The 17,847-nt window shown below is 66.3% G+C and carries 17 protein-coding genes; 4 read left to right on the top strand and 13 right to left on the bottom strand.

Annotation, left to right across the window (positions count from 1 at the left end):
• Positions 1-179: 179 nt before the first annotated feature.
• On the bottom strand, positions 180-506 hold the full coding sequence (locus tag J2S97_RS15195; RefSeq protein WP_307050778.1) for a hypothetical protein: 327 nt from the start codon (positions 504-506) through the stop codon (positions 180-182).
• A gap of 525 nt (positions 507-1,031) precedes the next feature.
• On the opposite strand from J2S97_RS15195, the gene J2S97_RS15200 reads away from it, so the two are divergent.
• Together J2S97_RS15200 and J2S97_RS15205 are read left to right on the top strand one after the other, a co-directional pair.
• On the top strand, positions 1,032-1,271 hold the full coding sequence (locus J2S97_RS15200) for a hypothetical protein (protein WP_307050779.1): 240 nt from the start codon (positions 1,032-1,034) through the stop codon (positions 1,269-1,271).
• A 151-nt stretch (positions 1,272-1,422) separates the two neighbouring features.
• A complete protein-coding gene (locus J2S97_RS15205; RefSeq protein ID WP_307050780.1) occupies positions 1,423-2,871 on the top strand; it encodes a cation:dicarboxylate symporter family transporter in 1,449 nt (482 codons plus the stop codon).
• A 23-nt stretch (positions 2,872-2,894) separates the two neighbouring features.
• Here J2S97_RS15205 and J2S97_RS15210 read toward each other — a convergent pair whose 3' ends face one another.
• Entirely contained in the window at positions 2,895-3,590 is a 696-nt protein-coding gene (locus J2S97_RS15210; RefSeq protein ID WP_307050781.1) for an FMN-dependent NADH-azoreductase, read from the bottom strand.
• Positions 3,591-3,860: 270 nt separating this feature from the next.
• Between J2S97_RS15210 and J2S97_RS15215 the strand changes: the two genes are divergently transcribed.
• Positions 3,861-4,268, top strand: a complete 408-nt coding sequence (locus J2S97_RS15215; protein WP_307050782.1) for a winged helix-turn-helix transcriptional regulator — start codon at positions 3,861-3,863, stop codon at positions 4,266-4,268.
• Positions 4,269-4,338: 70 nt separating this feature from the next.
• Here the strand turns inward: J2S97_RS15215 and J2S97_RS15220 are convergent, their stop codons facing one another.
• The 4 genes from J2S97_RS15220 to J2S97_RS15235 form a co-directional block, all read right to left on the bottom strand.
• The gene (locus tag J2S97_RS15220) at positions 4,339-7,020 is read right to left on the bottom strand and encodes an exo-rhamnogalacturonan lyase family protein (protein WP_307050783.1); all 2,682 of its coding nucleotides are present in this window, start codon (positions 7,018-7,020) and stop codon (positions 4,339-4,341) included.
• Positions 7,021-7,250: 230 nt separating this feature from the next.
• Positions 7,251-7,619, bottom strand: coding sequence for a VOC family protein (locus tag J2S97_RS15225; protein WP_307050784.1), 369 nt, complete (start codon positions 7,617-7,619; stop codon positions 7,251-7,253).
• A 9-nt stretch (positions 7,620-7,628) separates the two neighbouring features.
• Positions 7,629-8,303: a DUF416 family protein gene (locus J2S97_RS15230; protein ID WP_307050785.1), complete on the bottom strand. Its 675-nt coding sequence runs from the start codon at positions 8,301-8,303 to the stop codon at positions 7,629-7,631.
• A complete protein-coding gene (locus J2S97_RS15235; RefSeq protein ID WP_307050786.1) occupies positions 8,300-9,058 on the bottom strand; it encodes a DUF4241 domain-containing protein in 759 nt (252 codons plus the stop codon). Before J2S97_RS15235 ends, J2S97_RS15230 begins: the two co-directional genes overlap by 4 nt.
• 203 nt (positions 9,059-9,261) lie before the next feature.
• Between J2S97_RS15235 and J2S97_RS15240 the strand changes: the two genes are divergently transcribed.
• On the top strand, positions 9,262-10,182 hold the full coding sequence (locus J2S97_RS15240; protein ID WP_307050787.1) for a 2-hydroxyacid dehydrogenase: 921 nt from the start codon (positions 9,262-9,264) through the stop codon (positions 10,180-10,182).
• Here the strand turns inward: J2S97_RS15240 and J2S97_RS15245 are convergent.
• The 7 genes from J2S97_RS15245 to J2S97_RS15275 all read right to left on the bottom strand — a co-directional run bounded on the left by J2S97_RS15245 (position 10,160) and on the right by J2S97_RS15275 (position 17,699).
• On the bottom strand, positions 10,160-11,650 hold the full coding sequence (locus J2S97_RS15245) for an aromatic amino acid lyase (protein WP_307050788.1): 1,491 nt from the start codon (positions 11,648-11,650) through the stop codon (positions 10,160-10,162). The two genes, J2S97_RS15240 and J2S97_RS15245, sit on opposite strands and share 23 nt — an antisense overlap.
• A gap of 82 nt (positions 11,651-11,732) precedes the next feature.
• Positions 11,733-13,460, bottom strand: coding sequence for a urocanate hydratase (locus tag J2S97_RS15250; RefSeq protein WP_307050789.1), 1,728 nt, complete (start codon positions 13,458-13,460; stop codon positions 11,733-11,735).
• Positions 13,461-13,488: 28 nt separating this feature from the next.
• Positions 13,489-14,397: an ABC transporter substrate-binding protein gene (locus J2S97_RS15255; RefSeq protein WP_307050790.1), complete on the bottom strand. Its 909-nt coding sequence runs from the start codon at positions 14,395-14,397 to the stop codon at positions 13,489-13,491.
• Positions 14,398-14,504: 107 nt separating this feature from the next.
• The gene (locus J2S97_RS15260; protein ID WP_307050791.1) at positions 14,505-15,221 is read right to left on the bottom strand and encodes an ABC transporter permease; all 717 of its coding nucleotides are present in this window, start codon (positions 15,219-15,221) and stop codon (positions 14,505-14,507) included.
• Positions 15,218-15,868, bottom strand: a complete 651-nt coding sequence (locus J2S97_RS15265; protein WP_307050792.1) for an ABC transporter permease — start codon at positions 15,866-15,868, stop codon at positions 15,218-15,220. The genes J2S97_RS15260 and J2S97_RS15265 overlap by 4 nt, the downstream gene beginning before the upstream one ends.
• On the bottom strand, positions 15,865-16,971 hold the full coding sequence (locus J2S97_RS15270; RefSeq protein ID WP_307050793.1) for an ATP-binding cassette domain-containing protein: 1,107 nt from the start codon (positions 16,969-16,971) through the stop codon (positions 15,865-15,867). The genes J2S97_RS15265 and J2S97_RS15270 overlap by 4 nt, the downstream gene beginning before the upstream one ends.
• Positions 16,968-17,699: an IclR family transcriptional regulator gene (locus tag J2S97_RS15275; protein WP_373460568.1), complete on the bottom strand. Its 732-nt coding sequence runs from the start codon at positions 17,697-17,699 to the stop codon at positions 16,968-16,970. Before J2S97_RS15275 ends, J2S97_RS15270 begins: the two co-directional genes overlap by 4 nt.
• Positions 17,700-17,847: the final 148 nt, after the last annotated feature.

The following is a 17,847-nucleotide window of genomic DNA, read 5'->3' on the forward strand; positions in this document are numbered from 1 at the left end:
TAGGCCCAACATAGCCCCGGTGTGGGCCTGCTGCCAGAGGCTTATTGACCCTACTTCAGCCCCTAGGGCGGCGCGGACTCCGGTGTGCGCGCCACATCGAAGAGCCAGGGGCGGGGTGCCCCTGGCTCGAGGATGCGCAGATCCACTCAGTGGATCAGATGCGCGGAACGGTGAAGCGGTCAGCTGATGCGAGCGACGTCGCTCCTCTCCCACTTGGTCCAGTCTGACCAGTTGTGGCCGCTCTTCACCCGGAAGGACACCTCGTGGTACACGCGGTCCTTGCCACGGTCCTTGTCGACCTTGTCCTTCTTGCTGACGGTGACCTTGTCATCATGCCGGTCGAAGTACTTCGTCCATGAGGAATCGCCGAGCTTGTCGTCGCGGCCGTGCCGGTCCTTTTCGAAGCGCTTCTGGCGGACTTCCACGACCTTCTTGCCGTTGCAATCGATCTTGATCTTGAATTCCGCGAGGTTCCTGCCCGCGTCCGTCGGCTTCAACGGGTTCACGGTACAACCGCGAAGCGATGTTGAAGCGTCAGCCGGCACGGCCAGTGCAACGGGTCCTCCAATGAGACCCAATGAAACAGCCGAAATCAAGGCGAAGCGGGTTCCGAGGGGGCGGGATTTTGTTGGGGTGGTTGTGGACATTTGTTTTGCTCCTAGAAAGGATGCGAGTGGATCATTTTCGGGCAGAACTGGACGGCCGCGATGGCACTCCCCTGTGCAGCGGCAACCAGTTTCAACCCATTTTCAAACAGCACTCCCGGCCTCCGCGGGGGCTTAACTCCGGGCGATGCTCACTGCATTTTCGTGGCCCGGTAGTACAATCCTGCGCCTGCTTTGGCCCCAGCGCTAGGGAAGTTGTTCCCCCTTTTGCTGGGATTTTCGCGAGTCAGGAAACCCGGTATGACATGACCTAACAGCGGGAAATCCAGTCACTCCAGCAACGCAAGCGAATAGTGTGAAAGTGCCGCCGGAGCAAGAACAGGCCGGCGGAACGAGACCGAGAAACAACGAACGAAAGGTGCCGCCATGACCGACCCCAAGGAAGCAGCAGCCGACCCCGCCGACCTGATCGGCCCGGGCGACCCCGACGCCGTCGATCAGCAGCCCCACCCGGACCAGGGCACGGCGAAGAACATCCGCGAAGAACAGCAGACCCAGGCGGGCGGCACCGTTCCGGCGTCCTACATTGGCAGCGGCGATCCCGGTGCGGAACACAAGCCGGAGGAAGCTGCCGCGGACGCCGGCACCTGGGACGACGAGGTCTAGCCCCCGCCGGGCAGTACTCCAGATCTCTTTCCATCTTGCGGTTAAACAATTCCGCAGTACGGATTTAGCCTGCCCGAAACACGGGGACCCTAGCGTAGCCAATGACCTGAAGGCGTCCAGCGCGCCTCTTCCCTGTTGATTGGCAGCCCTGATGAAATTTCTCCCGCCCGCCACGGCACCTAATCCAGCCACGGCACCAAACCCCGCCGCAGCGACCGAAGCACGCACGCCCCGGAAGAAGCCCCTCTACACGTCGCTCTTCTTCCAGATCCTCGTGGCCGTATGCCTCGGCATCGGGATCGGCCACTTCTGGCCTGACCTCGGCTCGGCCCTGCGGCCGCTGGGGGACGGCTTCATCCAGCTGATCAAGATGATCATCGCCCCGCTGATCTTCCTGGTGATCGTCACGGGAATCTCGGCCGTGGGCGACGTGAAGGCCGTGGGCCGGGTCGGCGTGAAAGCCCTGCTGTACTTCACCGCTGCCACGCTCTTCGCGCTCGTCTTCGGGCTCGTGGTGGGCAACATCGTCCAGCCCGGTGCCGGCCTGAACATCGATCCCAACACGCTGTCCCAGGACGCCCTCAATGCCAAGACCGGCACGGCTCCGCCCAAGGATGCCGGGGCGTTCCTGCTGGGCATCATCCCCACCAGCGTGGTGGGTGCCTTCGCTTCCAATAGCCTGCTGCAGGTGCTGTGCTTCTCGGTGTTCTTCGGTGCGGCCATCGTGGTGGTGGGCCGTGACCGCTGCCTGCCCGTGGTGAATCTCCTGGAGACGGTGCTGGAGCTGTTCTTCAAGATCATGGGCTGGGTGATGCGCGTTGCCCCCGTGGGCGCCTTCGGTGCCATGGCCTTCATCATCGGCCAGTACGGACTTGGTTCGCTGAGCACCTATGCGCTGCTGATCGCCGCCTGCTACGGCGCCGCCATCGTCTTCATCGCGCTGCTGTTCGTGGTGGCCTGGGTGTACCCGCGCGTCCCGCTGTGGCAGTTCATCAAGTACAGCCGCGAAGAGTTCCTGCTGGCGCTCGGTACGGCGTCCACCGAGTCCGTGCTGCCGCGCATCATGACCAAGCTGACCAACGCAGGCTGCTCCCGGGCCACCACCGGACTGGTTGTCCCCACCGGCTATTCGTTCAACCTGGACGGCGCCGCGCTCTACCTGTCCATCTCCCTGCTGTTCCTGGCCCAGGCCTTCGGCCACAGCCTCGACCTCGGCCAGCAGCTCGCCGCCCTGGGTATCCTGATGCTCACGTCCAAGGGCATGGCCGGCGTTCCCGGATCAGCCTTCCTGGCGCTCTCGGCCACCGCCGGGGCGCTGGGCATCTTCCCCGTGGCCGGCGTCGCCCTGCTCCTCGGCGCCGATCGCCTGATGGACTCCATGCGCGTCTCCGTGAACCTGCTGGGGAACTGCGTGGCCACGTTCGTGGTGGCGAAGTGGGAGGGCCAGTTCGACCGTGACGCCATGCTCCGGGCCTTCCGCGGGGAAGGCCCGGACCAGGAAAGCGAAGTCACTGAAAGCGAAGTCAGTGAAAGCACGACGGCGGACGGCCCGCCTGAGGTGCCGTCCGCCGTCGTGCCTGCCTACAGTTCCCGGAGCTAGCCGCATCGAAGAGTTCCTTGACCTCAGCCGCCCACTGGCTGAAGGTCAGCCGCCCGGAGGCGGGAGGCAAAGGCGACCGCGTGCGCCGCCAGTTCCGCTTCGGCTACCCGGCGGGAGCCCTCGACGTCGGTGTTCAGCACCGTCGGGGCAAAGCGGATATGGGTGGCGTCGGTGATACCGACGAAGTTCAGCCAGTCCGCGAAGAAGGTGCTGCTGAAGTCCTGGCCGAACGAGGCGGCGACGCCAGGTGAGTAGACGCCGCTGGTGTGGATGGCGAGGGCGTGCTTCCCCGCCATCAGGCCGGTGTAGCCTGCGGCGGGGTCGAACCCAAAGCTCCAGCCGGGCTGGGTGACGATGTCGATCCACTGTTTCAGGACATACGGCACTCCCGCGTTCCACATCGGGATGTTGAAGACGTAGGCGTCGGCCGCCGAAAACCGGTCAAAGATGGCGCGGGCGTCGGCCCAGGCCTGCAGCTCCGCGGGAGTCTGGTCCCGGCCGGAGAACACGGCCATCTTGGCGCCGGCGGCAACGGTTCCGAACTCGGGGAGGGCCCCGGCGTCGAAAAGGTTCAGGGTTTCGACGTCAATCCCGGATTCTCCGGTGGCGTCGCCTTCGCTATCGGCCGCCAGAACTTCGGAGAGGAAGTGGTGGGCAAGCAGCAGGGAGTCGCTGTGGTCTCCGCGCGGGGAGGCATTGATGTGGAGGATCCTGGGCATAGCAGGCCTTTCGTCGGTTCGCTTGGCCGTTCGGCTGAAGGGTGTTCAAGGGCGGACTGGTGCCGCCGCAGTTCCGATCCTTCCCGGCCAGGCCAGCCAGGGTAAGGCCGCACTTTGGACTGCCTAGGGAACCTCTGCGTACCTGCCCGCTGACCGTTCCCCGGTTTTGTTACGGCACTTTCGAAGCGGTGGGCGGACCACACCGGTGCCCTATTAGGCTGGTGCCGCGGCAACGCGACAGGACAACCGGCATCAGGGGAATTAGGGGCGATGACTCTCACAGCGGACCAGAAACGGCAGGCAGCACAGACCCACTACGCGGAGGGTTTGGGACTGTGCCCGGCGCGCCAGCTCCTCGAGGCGATCAGCAGCAAGTGGGTCACCCTGGTGATGTTGGATCTGGCGGATGGGGCGCTCCGGCACAGCGAGCTGCGCCGGCGGATTCCGGGGGCAAGCCAGAAAATGCTCACGTCCACCCTGCGCTCTTTGGAACGTGACGGCTTGGTGACCCGGCTCCTCACCCTGTCCGTGCCTGTCCGCACCGATTACGAACTCACGCCGCTGGGGCACTCGCTCCTGGGCGTCATTCACGGGATGAAGGAGTGGGCGGACGACAATATGGACCAGGTGGAGGAAGCACGCGGGGATTACGACAGCCGACGCTCCAGCGCCGGCTGACCACCGCGTCACCTGGCGAAGCGGCTTGGCTGTCGGCGGGCGACGCGCCAGCATCCGAACGAGACGCCGCTCAGCGTACGGATTGGAGTGCCGCGAGGTGGTCCCCGATCAGGGCCAGGTTCTGGATCACCGCCAGGCCGAACTGCGAGGCATCGTTGGTGGACACCGTCGGCGCCTCGTCCACGGGCGTCAGGACGTACGGCGGTTCGATCTTCCTCAGGCTGAACGCGGATTCGTGGTTGAGGTGCTCGCCGCCTTCCGCGAAGCTGTCCCAGGCCCGGCGTGCGAGCCCGGAATCCCCGGAGCGGGCCGCCGCGTAGGCGGAGAGCCGGCTGTGGGCCTGGGTCAGGTAGACGCCGTCCAGCGGCTGGCCCACCTCGGCAATCTGCTCCTCCTCCGGGGCCAGGAACAACCGGCAGTACTGCAGCCAGGCTTGTTCGAACGCGGCGTCCGGCACCAGATCGATGAGCTCGCTGCAGATTTCCACCAGCCCGAACACCGCAGAAAGGTGCGACACCTGTATCCGTTCGCGCCCGGCGTCGAACCTTCCACTATCCAGGTTGTACAGCGCCTCTCCCGTGAGGAAGCCGTATTTGAGGGCGCCGATGTCCGCCATGGTCCCCAGCAGCCGGTCCCGCGAGCGGGGGCTGCCGGTCCGTTCCCAGTCGGTCAGCCAGGTGGCGGCCAGGGATCCCCAGTCAGTGCCGAGCCCCACGCCAAGGGCGTTCCGCTCGGGCCGGTAGGTGGCACTGTCCGGCCGGACCTTGCGGACGGGGTCCAGGCCCAGGAAGTTCTGGTCGCTGTCGACGAGTTCCGAGAGCAGGTCGCCGGTGCGTTCGTCCGCCGTGAGGTAGTAGTAGAAGCGACGGTAGGCAGGAGTGCTGATCCGCAGCTGCTTGGCGCTGCAGCCCCAGTGCTGGACATTGTGCCGGGAGCCCAGGCCGCGCCACTCGCCCAGATGGTAGACGTCCACCTCGCCGGTGTGTCGGGTCATCGCCTCGGCGAAGCGGAAGACGTCGGCGCGGCCGGACCTCAGGTACATGTACCAGAGCCACAGATCCGGCGAGAGCTCCGAATTGTCCCAGGCGTACCCGCCCACGTCGTAGCGCCAGGCATGCCGGTCGAAGTCGTAGGTGTGCATTACGTCGCCGAAGTTCCAGAACCCGTACCAGCGCCGCTGCTCCACCTGGCCGGCGTAGAAGTCGAAGAGGAAGTCCAGCTTGTCCTCCAGCCCGGCGCGCTCCGGTGTGCTGCGGTCCACGGGTGCCCAGTCGCCGAAGACCCTGACCGAGTGAAGGTACTCCGGCGTGGCCTGGAGGAGGGGCGGCGTCGAGGCGGTGGCGGCGTCGGCTGCAAGGGACGCGGTGTCCGGCGTCGCGTCGTAAGCGAACAGCGTGAGCTCGTGGGTGCGGGCGATGCCGTGCGGATTGCCGAACCCCGGTTCGTAGTCCTCGTACGTGATTTCGAGGCCTTCGAGCTGGTCCTCAAAGGTGTCCTGGCCCAGCCCGTCGTGGTAGAAACGCAGGTCCATGGGCTGCGCCTCGGGGGAGTACAGCCAGGCTGTCACCGAGGCCCGGTCCGTGGCCGCATTGCGGATGTCCAGCTGGACCGGGTGGGACTGCCAGAAGTTGCGGACGCCGACGCCGAAGCCGCCGCGGGGATCGCTGAGCGAACAGAAACCCCCGGCACGCGTGCCGCCGGAGATTCCCACCCAGCCATGGCCCTCGCCGGTCCGTTTGCGGAGCTCAAAGCCGTCCGCGCTCAGCTGGCTCAGGGTGTAGTCGTTCCAGGCGGGGATCAGGTGCAGCCGCTTGGAGACCAGCTCGCTCCAGTCCTCCAACGGCGGAGTGGGCTGTCCCTCGATCTGGGCGCGGCGGACGGCCTCGCCGGGGTCGCGGCGCAGGCCGGTGAGGCCGCGCACCGCTTCGGTGAGGAAACCGCCGTCGGCCCCTGCGATGCGCACATGCCGGTCGTGCAGCTCGCCCTCCAGCGGTACCGTGAAGCGGACCCCGAGTCCTGCAAGGAAGTCACGCTCCGGGTCGCCGTCCCAGATGAACGAGTGGACCATCCGCACGCTGCGGGCACCGGCGTGGAAGTAGAACCGGACCACGAACGGCAGCCAGCTGCGGCCGTCACCTGCGTGGTTGTCCGGCCGGTGGGAGCCTTCCAGCCGCACCACAGCGCGGACGGGACCGCGTTGTTCAAGCACGACGGCGGTCACCTCGCCGGTGAACGCCTCCCGGCTGACGCTGCCGGGGCCGTCCTGGACCCCGTCCTGGCGCAGGCTGACCAGCCTGCCATCGAGGGCCACGGGCACACCGCCCCGCGAGAGAGTACTGAACAGGGTTGGACCGCTGCGGCTGATGACCATTTCCAGCGCGCCGGTGGATACCGTGACCGAGCCTTCCGATTCCGTCACGGCGACCTGCGGTCTGGGCTCAGTGTCCGGGGATGGGTCCGGCTCCGGTGCGGCTTCCGACTCCGGTGAGGCGCCGCCGTCGGACGTTACCTTGTAGTGCGCCGAGGGCGCGTCGGTGGCCGGCAGGGCGATGCCGGCCCACTTCAGCGAGCCGTCCGGCCATGTTGCGAGGGGCCAGGCCTGCGAGCGGACGGTCCGGCCCGCCGCGTCCGAGACGGAGATGTCGCCGGTGCCGGCCAGGGAGCCGCGGGCGAAGGGCAGGCCCCACGTGGTGCCGCCGGAAAGCCCGGCCGGAGCCCCGCCGTCGAGCCAGTTGAGCGTTGATTCGGTCATCGCTTGGTATCTCCTTCGACACGCGTGGGGCAGTGAATGGCAGGCGGATTCGGTCCGGGCAACCTGGTTGTATCGTTTCAAAAAAGCATCCAGCTCAACCTCGGGCCTGATTTCGGGTGATGACTGACTGCATTCGGAAACCGCTTTCCGATCATTTCTAACAGGCAGGGCAGGCCCGAGTCAACGGTGGCGGGATGTTCCTGTGCGCTTTTGGGTGTTTCTGCAGGGCGCTACCCGGAGCCGGGGCCGGCGGTGTCGATGACGCAGAACCGGTTGCCCTCGGGATCTGCCATTATCACGTAGTCCGCGTCGGCGGGCCGTTTGCTCCACTCGACGCGGGTGGCCCCCAGGCCAAGGAGCCGCTCAACCTCGCCGCTCTGGTCCTGCGTGTACGGGTCCAGGTGGATGCGCGGCGGGATGTGCACCGTCGACGGGACTCGGTCCAGCGATATGCAGGTGCCTTTACCGTCCGGGGACTGGAGGATTACAAAATCGTCCTCCGGTGCATGCCGCGGCACGAAGCCGAGGGCGGCCTGCCAAAAGGCCATCTGGCGCTGGAGGTCATCAACGCGGATCACGATCGAGCCAATGCTCAGCATCCGGCCAAGCTACACCGACGCAAAGTGGCCCGCAACGGTGCCGCAACGGTGCCCGCAACGGTTTTGGAGGGCAGCCGAGCCTGGACCGTAGTGGGTCAGGGAAATTTGGTGGCCCAAAATTGTCCTTCGAGAGCGCTTGCGGAGGTCAAGCCACGACGGTGGCGCCGAGGCAACAGCGTCGAGGTACCGGTCGATGGCTGACAGCGCCTCTTGGACAATGTCGGACTTCATAACCGCATTGTTGCTGCTCCTATCGTTGACATCCGCATTCGGATTCGCCAGCCAGAAGGCATAATCGGCCACGTCAAAAACTTGGCGTGCGGCCCAAACGGCTTCTTGCGGATCGTCCGAGAGCCACGTCCTGATTGCGTACGCCACGGCAACCGCCGCGTTCTCCGCATAGCCCGACTCCAGGGCGTTGTCTCCGTCCTCCGAAGGAACCATCGACTCGGCTTCGGATTGCAGCGGCTGCACGATCACCACGCGTCCCGACGCAACGTCCCAGGCGGTCGAGAGGATATCCGCCAATATTTGGGCGTGAGCCAGGGTATCGGCCGAACGTGCATATCGCTCGTAGTGAGGAAACAGCCGTTGAGCGCACGCTGCGGCGAAGGCGGTTTTCGCCCAGCGGTCCAGTGGCTCCAGCCTCGCGAGCAGGGCGTTCTCGTCATACACCAGCATCATCGGCCCAGCAGCCGTGCGAACCAGCTCTTCTTCTGAGGCTGAGGCGTCGGTTCGGGCGCGGGCGGTTCATTCGCCGTCGTGGGGTCCGCCGGGTCCTCGTCGAATTTCCCAACGACGCGCAGGTCGATGTGTATGCCCGTCACATGTCCGTCCGCGGCCCTCGTCTGCAGGAGTGGGTAGAACCCATCCCCCCATCCGGAATGAGCGAGTACTACGTTTTCCCCGGCGGTGGCCCGGGGCATCACGATGTTGGCCAAACCGGCGGGAAGGGGCGCATCGGCATCCATGACGGAAAACCAGGAGTCCGGTTCGCCGGAATCGTAGAGGTCCTCGTACCAGTCCGTGCCGCCGGCCGGCATGCAACGTGCGACGGAGTCGGCGTCAACAAAGGCAACTGTCCCCGCGTCCACACCGACGCCAAAAAACGCGCCTTCATCCGAGGGCCCGCCTGGTCCCGGTGCGGGCCCGACCGTGGCCGGCTCTGCATCGGACAGGATGACGGACAGGTAGGCCTCGCGCGTGTGTGATCCGTCCTGGTCCTCGGAAACATCGGCAATGGTGACCCTCACCGGGTAGTCTCCTGGCGGAATGTGGACGACGGCCGGCTGTTCCAGATCGATGAACGGATCACACGCGCCCAGCTGGCCCGAGGGAATCCGAAGGATGCCCAGGCTTTGGACGGTCAACGCTGCGAACGAGCCGCTGGCCAGCGGCGCGGAGCCGGTCTTCAGGGCGTAGTGATCAGCAATATCCATGCGGTTATCTTCGCCGCGTTTGCTCAAGGCGGCGTTCCGCGACACTCGCCAATTCCCTTGGAATATCGCGGGTCCGTCCCGAGCCCGGGCCCGCAACGGCGTTGGAACCCGTCCCTCCACTAGGCTGGCAGCAAAGAACCCTCCCGGCAGGCCGCGCTTCGTGGCGCCGGCCCGCCCCGAGCCGACGGAGCAGTTGGAGAATCATGACCCGGAAGATCACAGTCAGCCTGCCGGACGCGGTACTTCGTGAGTACCTGACTCCGAATCCCGACGTCACTGTTCTTGAGTGGGACTTCACTGGCGAGCCGCCGCAGCCGGAGATCGACATTGTGGTCCCGCCGTACATGGGCGGGACGCGCGTCCTCCGGAACCTTGAGGCGGTGGAGACCACGCTGGCGCAGAGCCAGTCGATCGGGTACGACGGCGTCGCGGACTCGCTCCCGGAAGGCCGCGTTTTCGCCAATGCCGCCGGGGTGCACGAAACCTCCACCGCGGAACTGGTCCTCGCCATGATGCTGGCCAGCCAGCGGGAATTGCCGCGGCTCCTGCGCAACCAGCAAGAGGGCCTGTGGGAAGCCCGGCCCACCGCCAGCCTCGCTGACCGCCGCGTCCTCATCGTCGGCTACGGCGGTGTGGGCAAGGCGATCGAGCAGCGGCTCATCCCGTTCGAAACGACCGTGACGCGGGTGGCGAGCCGGCCTCGGAAGGATGAGAACGGCGTCATCCACGGAATTGCCGAGCTGCCGGAACTGCTGCCGGACCACGACATCGTGGTGGTCGGCGTTCCGCTCAGCGACGCCACCAAGCACCTTATCGACGACAAGTTCCTTGCGGCGATGCCCGACGGCGCGCTGCTGGTCAACGTGGCCAGGGGACCGGTGGCGGACACTGAGGCGCTCGTCCGACACACCGCCTCGGGCCGGATCCGTGCCGCCCTCGACGTCACGGACCCCGAGCCGCTGCCCGGGGACCACCCGCTGTGGGGCACGCCCGGCGTCATCATCACTCCGCACGTGGGCGGGGCCAGCTCGGCCATGCGCCCGAGGATGGGCCGGCTGCTGCAGCGCCAGATCGACCTCATGCTGGCGGGGGAGCCGCCGGTTAATGTGGTGTTTGGCGGCTAGGTGCAGGGCTGCCGAATTCCGGAATCGTCACGAGCCGCACCGCGGCATCGACGTCTGCCCTGAGGTCCCGGTCCTGGACGTCGGCAGGCAGTGACAGCGCGGCGTCGAGGGCCTTCCTGAACCGCGGGCTGGTGAACTCCCGCGGCGTCCGGCCCTGGAGCCTCAGGGCCCTCCCGGCGCAGACAAGTTCGACGCCGACGACGGTGGTCAGGGCCCGCACGGTCGAATCCAGCCGCGCAGCCCCCACGCTGGCGAAGCTGGCGTCTTCTTCGGCGCCCAACGAGAGCACCACGGTCTGCAGGCTTGCCGGCTGCGCATTTGCGCGGATGTGTCCTGCCGCGGCGGCGGCCACGTACTCCAGCATCATGACGCCGGACTGGCCCGAATCGTCCGCCGCCAGGAACCGGTTGAGCCCGGTGTAGGCGGGGTCGCAGAGCAGGCTGATCCGGCGCAGGTTGGTGGCACACGCCGCACCGATCGCCAGCTGAACCCCGTCCACGCGCCGTGCCAAGGTGGTCATCTGGAACAGCCCGTGGTGGGCGACGCCGTTGCTGCCGTCCCCCGCCGAACCGAACACCAACGGGTTCTCGTTGCCGGCCACCACCAGGCGTTCCAGCACGGCTTTGAGGGCATCCAATTCCTCGGCTACGGCGCCGAGGGACTGGGGGAGCGTGCGAAGGCAGTACGGATCCTGGATCCTGGCCGGGTTGCCACTGCCCTCCACCAGCCTGTTCAGTTCGGCGGCCATGCCGGTGACGGCCGCTGAGTCGGCTGCCCGGCCAACCTCCGGTCCGAACGCTTCCGGGTTGCCGGACATCGCGGTGAAGGACAACGCGCTGATGGACACCAGGTTGTGCAGGAGGGTGGCCAGTTTTTGCTGGGCGAGGACTGCCTGCGCAATGGTCAGGGCGCTGGAGCTGACGAACGGCAGGGCGTCCTCGGTGGCCCATCCGGGAATCGGTGAAGTGATCTGCCGGCCGTCCATGGTTTTGCGTTCGCCCAGCAGGGTCAGTGCCGTGCCGGACAGGGCCGGGAGGTCGGCCGTGCCGATGCCGCCGTACTCCCTGATTTCCGGCAGGAAATCGGAGTTAAGCATCTCCTGCAGGGCTTCGGCCACTGCCGGGTTGATTCCGGAGGACCCCGCGGCGAGCTGGGAGAGCCTAATGACGAGCATGGCCCGGACGGTTTCCCGGTCCAGGACGTTCCCGGCATCCACTGCATGGCTCCGCAGGAGGTTTAGCCCGTGCGGATCCGCTGCCCCGGCCGCCTGGTCCAGCGCGACCGAGCGGTTGGCGCCGACGCCGGTGGACCGTCCGTAGACAGGCCGGACCAGCGCGGTTGCCCGCGCGGACCGCTGGGAGTCAGCCATCCGCTCAACGGCCGACGGCGTCAATGTCACCTGCGCGCCCCCTGCAGCCACCGCAGCGATGTCTGCCAAGGCCAGCTCGCGGCCGTCGATCTCAATCACGGATGGTCCTTTCTTATCGATTGCTCCGTAGGTGCCCTTTTCGTGGCTCAAAACGGCGGCTACGGAGCAATCGATGGGTTAGTTAGCGGGTTTCGTTCATGGGGATGCGGACGCCGCGTTCTTTGGCGACCTCTAGGGCGCGGTCGTAGCCGGCGTCGGCGTGGCGGATGACGCCCATGCCGGGGTCGTTGGTCAGGAGGCGTTCGAGTTTCTGCGCGGCGAGGTCGGTGCCGTCGGCGACGGAGACCTGGCCGGCGTGGATGGAGCGGCCGATGCCGACGCCGCCGCCGTGGTGGAGCGAGACCCAGGTGGCACCCGAGGCGGTGTTGAGCAGGGCGTTGAGCAGCGGCCAGTCGGCGATCGCGTCGGAACCGTCGGCCATGGCCTCGGTCTCCCGGTACGGGGACGCGACGGAGCCGGAGTCCAGGTGGTCGCGGCCGATCACGATGGGGGCTTTGACTTTGCCTTCTTTGACGAGCTGGTTGAAGAGCAGGCCGGCCTTGGCGCGTTCGCCGTAGCCGAGCCAGCAGATCCGGGCCGGCAGGCCCTCGAACTCGACCCGCTCGGCCGCGGCGTCGAGCCACTTGTGCAGGTGCGTGTTCTCCGGGAAGAGCTCCTTGATCGCCGCATCGGTCACGGCGATGTCTTCGGGGTCACCGGAGAGCGCGACCCAGCGGAACGGGCCCAGGCCCTCGCAGAACAGCGGCCGGATGTAGGCAGGGACGAAGCCGGGGAACTCGAACGCCCGGTCATAGCCGCCCGTGCGGGCCTCGTCGCGGATGGAGTTGCCGTAGTCGAACACCTCGGCCCCGGCGTCCTGGAACTCGACCATGGCCTGGACCTGCCGGGCCATGGAGGCCTGGGCCTTCTTGGTGAAGCCTTCCGGGTCCGCGGCGGCCTCGGTGTGCCATTCGTCCACGGTGATGCCCTCGGGCAGGTAGGAGAGCGGATCGTGCGCGGAGGTCTGGTCGGTGACGACGTCGATGCTCAGCTCGCCTGCCTTGTGCCGGCGCAGGAGTTCGGGGAAGACCTCGGCGGCGTTGCCCACGTAGCCCACGGACCAGCCGCGGCGCTCGTCCTTGGCCTTCTGGACCTTGGCGATCGCGGTGTCAAGATCGGTTTCGACCTCGTCCAGGTAGCGCTTGCCGACGCGGCGGCGCAGCCGGGTCTCGTCGACGTCAACGATCAGGCAGGCGCCGTCGTTCAGGGTGACCGCGAGCGGCTGCGCCCCGCCCATGCCACCGCAGCCCCCGGTCAGGGTCAGCGTCCCGGCGAGGGGTCCGCCGGCTGTTCCATCGCCGGCGGGTGCCGGGATGCGGCCTTCGCCCTGGAGCTTGCGCCCGACGGCGGCGAACGTTTCGTAGGTGCCCTGCAGGATGCCCTGGGTGCCGATGTAGATCCAGGACCCGGCGGTCATCTGCCCGTACATCATCAGGCCCTCGGCCTCGAGCCGGCGGAACTCGGGCCAGTTCGCCCAGTCCCCGACCAGGTTGGAGTTGGCCAGCAGCACCCGCGGAGCCCATTCGTTGGTCCGGAACACACCGACCGGCTTGCCGGACTGGACCAGCAGGGTCTCGTCCTTCTCCATCGTCTCCAGGGTGCGGGTGATCGCATCAAACGCCGCCCAGGACCGGACCGCCCGGCCGGTGCCGCCGTAGACCACCAGGTCATCGGGGCGCTCGGCGACCTCGGGGTCCAGGTTGTTCATCAGCATCCGCAGCGGGGCTTCGGTCTGCCAGGACTTGGCGGTGAGCTCGGTACCGCGGGCTGCTTTGACCGGGCGGGCACCGGTGGTGAAATCGGCTGTCATTGTGTACTCCTGTTGTCTCGCGGCGGACCTAGGCCAGGTTCTTGGACTTGAGCCAGTCCTTGGCGATCTCGCCGATGTCCTCGAACTTCGCCACGCGGCCGTTCATCTCGATGAGGTCTTCCGTGGTGAGGGCCGCGGAGACTTTGTTCAGGACCTCCTTGACGGTGGCTGTGGACTTCTTCTCGTTGATGACGGGGACGATGTTCTCGGACAGGAAGAGGTTCTTGTCGTCTTCGAGGGCAACGAGGTTGTTGGCCGCCAGCGCGGGGTCGGTGCTGAAGATATCGGCAACCTGTACCTGGCCGGAAAGAAGGGCGTTCAGCGTCAGGGGACCACCGGCGTCGAGCGCCGAGAATTCCTTGAATTCAAGACCGTAGACGGACTTCAGGCCGGCGACACCGTTGAGCCGGGTCTTCCACTCCGGCGGGCCTCCCAGGACGAGTTCCTTGGCCACGGGCTGGAGGTCGCTGATGGACTTGAGGTTGTGCTGGTCGGCCGTTTCCTTCTTGACGGCGAGGACATCCTTGTCCTCTGCTTCAGAGGCGGTGAGCATGGTCAGTCCGGAGGGGATCTTCGTGGCCAGTTCCTTGGCAACGTCGTCGGAGGAGACCGCCTTGGTCGCGGAATCAAGGTACTGCAGGAGGGCTCCGCCGTATTCGGGCATGAGGTCGATGGAGCCGTCCTTGAGGGCGGGGATGGTGACTTCGCGGCTGCCGATGCTGGGCTTTTCGGTCACCTGGACGCCCTTGGACTTGAGCGCTTCGGCGTAGATCTTGGCGATCAGCTGGCTTTCCGGGAAGTCCGCGGAACCGACGATGATGCTGTCGCTCGAGGCGGCGGTCTGGGTGTTGGAGCTGCTCATCGGATCCCCGCCGCAGGCGGTCAGGGCAAGGGCGGCAGCAGCCGCGAGGGTGATGCCGGTCAGGTACTTTTTCATGTCGATGCTCTCTGGGGGAGTCTGGCGCGGGGCATGCAGCGGCCAGGGTGGGGTGGGTCTGTTGCCGGACGGCGGTTGGGATGTTGCGTGATGCGTGAAGTGGTGGTTCAGACCGTGGCGGGGATTTTCACGGTGTCGGCCGCGGCGGCCGACTTGACGGTGAGCCGGGTCAGTCCTGGTGAGACGACCCGGCGGGTGATGAAGGCAAGCAGCTGGTCGAAGAACAGGGCCAGCAGGGCCACCAGCACGGCGCCGGCCACCATCTGGCTGTAGTCGTTCTGGGCCTTGCCGTCGATGAGCAGGCGGCCGAGGCCGCCGAGCGAAATGTAGGCGGCGATGGTCGCCGTCGAGATGATCTGCAGCAGTGCGCTGCGGACGCCGGACAGCATCAGCGGGAGTGAACAGGGAAGCTGAACATCCGTGAGGATCTTCATGGTGCGGAAGCCCATGCCCTTGGCGGCGTCGACGGCGGCAGCATCCACCGCGCGGATTCCTGCATAGGTGTTGGTCAGGATGGGCGGCACCGCAAGCAGCACCAACACAATCAGGCTCGGCAGGATGTAGCCCATTTTCGAGGGGAAGGCGGGCGAGATCAGCAGCACGAGCAGGATCAGGAGTCCCACGCTGGGCAGGGCCCGGAGGGCGTTGGCGAGGCCGGCGATCATGAAGACGCCCTTGCCGGTGACGCCGATGTAGATGCCGAGCGGAACCGCGATCACGGCCGCGATGGCGAGGGCGATGAGCGAGTACACGAGGTGTTCGCCGATGAGGTTGGGGATGCCGTCGGCACCGGTCCAGTGCGCGGGGTCGAACAAGTAGTTCATGATGCCACCACCTTGGGGGTCCACGGTGTCAGCCACCGGTTGAGGAGGATGATCAGTCCGTCAAGGATCATGGCGAGGACCACGCAGAGGATGATGCCGGCGATGATCGGGGTGAAGAACCGCAGCTGGAAGCCCTGGGTGAAGAGGGAACCGAGCTGGGGGATGCCGAGCAGTGCCGCCACTGACACGAGGCTTACGTTGGAGACGGCGGCAACGCGGAGGCCGGCGCTGATCACTGGGACACCGACCGGGAGCTCCACCTTCAGCAGGCTCTGGTAGGCGCGGTAGCCCATGGCTTTCGCCGCCTGGACGGTATCTTCGGGAACGGAATCCAGGGCATCGGCCACCACCCGGACCAGCAGCGCCACCGTGTAGATGGTCAGCGCGCCCACGATGTTGAGGGGGTCCAGGATCTTGGTGCCCAGGACCAGCGGCAGCAACACGAACAATGCCAGCGAGGGCACGGTGTACAGCAGGCCCGCGATGCCCACCAGGAGGGGGTAGATCCGGCGGCTGCGGTGTGCCCACCAGCCCAAGGGCAGGGCAATCAGCAGCCCGAGGACCAGCGGTGTGACGGCCAGCAGGACATGCCAGCCAAGCAGGAACACAATGTTGTCGAACTGGCGGCTCAGCCATTCAATGTTCATCGGGCGGTCTCCAGATGCGGTTCGGCCTCGATGGCCTTGACGATATCGGACGCAGTGACCGTGCCGATGAGCTCACCGCTGTCATTGACCACGACGCCGCGGCGGCTGGGGGAGGACAGCGCGGCGTCAAGCAGCTGGCGCATGGTCCCGGTCGATGTCGCGGACGTGCCGCTGAGGTTCAGATGCTCCCGCTTCAGCTCGCCGCCGATCAGCTCGGGCTGAGCCCAGCCAAGCGGCTTCCGTCCGCCGTCGACCACCAGGACCCAAGCGCCGGAGGCCCTCGCCTGTGCCTCCGCGGCGGAGGCTCCGAGCTGAACCACGGCTTCTTCGCTGACCGCCACAGTGCCGGCCACATTGGTGAAGCCGAGCGAGCGGTAGCCGCGGTCGCGTCCGACGAAGTCGGCCACGAACGCGTCGGCCGGGGAGGTCAGGAGCTCCGACGGGGTGGCCATCTGGGCGAGCTTCCCGCCGACGCGCATCACGGCGACCTGGTCCCCGAGCTTGAGGGCCTCGTCGATATCGTGGGTAACCATGATGATGGTCTTGCCGATTTCACGCTGCAGGCGGAGGAATTCGTCCTGGAGCTGCGCACGGACCACCGGGTCCACGGCGCTGAAGGGTTCGTCCATAAGCATGAATGCAGGGTCCGAGGCCAGGGCGCGGGCCACGCCAACACGCTGCTGCTGGCCGCCCGAGAGCTGCCAGGGGTAGCGCTTGGCGAAGTTCGCAGGGAGGCCCACCCGCTCCATGAGCTCAAGGGCCGTCATGCGGGCTTTTTGCCGGCTCTCGCCGAGCAGCACCGGCATGGTTGCGACGTTGTCCACGATGGTGCGGTGCGGGAACAGACCCGCGTGCTGGATCACATAGCCGATCCGGCGGCGGAGCAATGCTGCGTCCATGCCGGAAGTCGGCTGGTCGTCCAGGTAGATGGTGCCGCTGGTGGGTTCGATCAGGCGGTTGATCATTCGCAGCGAGGTGGTCTTGCCGCAGCCCGACGGCCCGACCAGGATGGTCAGTTTCCCGGTGGGGGCTTCGAGGTACAGCCCGTCGACGGCAACCGTCCCGTCCGGGTAGGCCTTGGTGACATTTTCAAACTTGATCATTTCTCTTCCATGCTTTCCTGGGGCAGTTCATGGTCTTTGGAGGGCTCGGTGAGGACGTTGGCGGCCACCCTCACAAGCTCCTCGCCGATGTTTATGGCCTTCGCCTCGTCCAGCCGGTAGCTGGGTACCACGATGCTCAGGGCGGCCACGGTGCGGCCACCAATCACGATCGGTGCGGCGACGGCGGTGATGTCGTCTTCAACGCCGCTTCGCACTATGGCAAAGCCGCGGTCTGGCTGGCCGCCTGTCAGGACCTGCCCTGCGGCGGACCCTTCCAGCGGGATGCTCCGGCCCACCCAGCTGGTATGCCGGACGGAGCGGGTACCTTCGACAATTGCTATGTAGATTCCGGTGTCCCCAGGACCGGGAATGCTGAGATAGCAGGATTCGCCCGTGTGGGCCACCAGCCGCTTCATGTGCGGTGTGCAGAGCGAAACCAGTGACTCCTGGCCCAGAGCCAGGGCTCCGAGCTGGATGACGCTTGCGCCGGGGCGGAAGTTCCCGCCCGGGTCCCGGGAGACGAAACCGCTGCCCTCCAAAGTGCGCAGGAGGCGAAGGGCCGTGCTAGCGGACAAGTCGACGACGCGGGCGGCGTCGCTCAGGGTGAGGGAGCCGTCAGTGCACACTGCACTGAGCAGAGCCAACGCCCTCTCAACCGTCCGTGTTGAAGAATCTGCAGCCACTTTATGACCCACTTCCAAGTGGTCCGAATCACGTTGTCTTGCCACTAAGTAAAAACCAACTTTCACCCGATGACAATAGATGGCGCCCATATTTCACAGGTTCTTCATCAAGCCGGGGTTGATTCGCGCCGTGTGCGACGGCCCCGTTTCGGGCATGTTGCCGGGCGTGTTAACTGTCAGGCGTCCTCGCCGT

Source organism: Arthrobacter oryzae, from assembly GCF_030812315.1.
Taxonomy (GTDB): Bacteria; Actinomycetota; Actinomycetes; order Actinomycetales; family Micrococcaceae; genus Arthrobacter; species Arthrobacter oryzae_B.

What these genes read in the sequence shown, in the direction of transcription:
- J2S97_RS15200 (WP_307050779.1), top strand. Translation starts at nt 1,032, where the DNA reads ATGACCGACCCCAAGGAAGCAGCAGCCGACCCCGCCGACCTGATCGGC.
- J2S97_RS15205 (WP_307050780.1), top strand. Translation starts at nt 1,423, where the DNA reads ATGAAATTTCTCCCGCCCGCCACGGCACCTAATCCAGCCACGGCACCA.
- J2S97_RS15210 (WP_307050781.1), bottom strand. Translation starts at nt 3,590, where the DNA reads ATGCCCAGGATCCTCCACATCAATGCCTCCCCGCGCGGAGACCACAGC.
- J2S97_RS15215 (WP_307050782.1), top strand. Translation starts at nt 3,861, where the DNA reads ATGACTCTCACAGCGGACCAGAAACGGCAGGCAGCACAGACCCACTAC.
- J2S97_RS15220 (WP_307050783.1), bottom strand. Translation starts at nt 7,020, where the DNA reads ATGACCGAATCAACGCTCAACTGGCTCGACGGCGGGGCTCCGGCCGGG.
- J2S97_RS15225 (WP_307050784.1), bottom strand. Translation starts at nt 7,619, where the DNA reads ATGCTGAGCATTGGCTCGATCGTGATCCGCGTTGATGACCTCCAGCGC.
- J2S97_RS15230 (WP_307050785.1), bottom strand. Translation starts at nt 8,303, where the DNA reads ATGATGCTGGTGTATGACGAGAACGCCCTGCTCGCGAGGCTGGAGCCA.
- J2S97_RS15235 (WP_307050786.1), bottom strand. Translation starts at nt 9,058, where the DNA reads ATGGATATTGCTGATCACTACGCCCTGAAGACCGGCTCCGCGCCGCTG.
- J2S97_RS15240 (WP_307050787.1), top strand. Translation starts at nt 9,262, where the DNA reads ATGACCCGGAAGATCACAGTCAGCCTGCCGGACGCGGTACTTCGTGAG.
- J2S97_RS15250 (WP_307050789.1), bottom strand. Translation starts at nt 13,460, where the DNA reads ATGACAGCCGATTTCACCACCGGTGCCCGCCCGGTCAAAGCAGCCCGC.
- J2S97_RS15255 (WP_307050790.1), bottom strand. Translation starts at nt 14,397, where the DNA reads ATGAAAAAGTACCTGACCGGCATCACCCTCGCGGCTGCTGCCGCCCTT.
- J2S97_RS15260 (WP_307050791.1), bottom strand. Translation starts at nt 15,221, where the DNA reads ATGAACTACTTGTTCGACCCCGCGCACTGGACCGGTGCCGACGGCATC.
- J2S97_RS15265 (WP_307050792.1), bottom strand. Translation starts at nt 15,868, where the DNA reads ATGAACATTGAATGGCTGAGCCGCCAGTTCGACAACATTGTGTTCCTG.
- J2S97_RS15270 (WP_307050793.1), bottom strand. Translation starts at nt 16,971, where the DNA reads ATGATCAAGTTTGAAAATGTCACCAAGGCCTACCCGGACGGGACGGTT.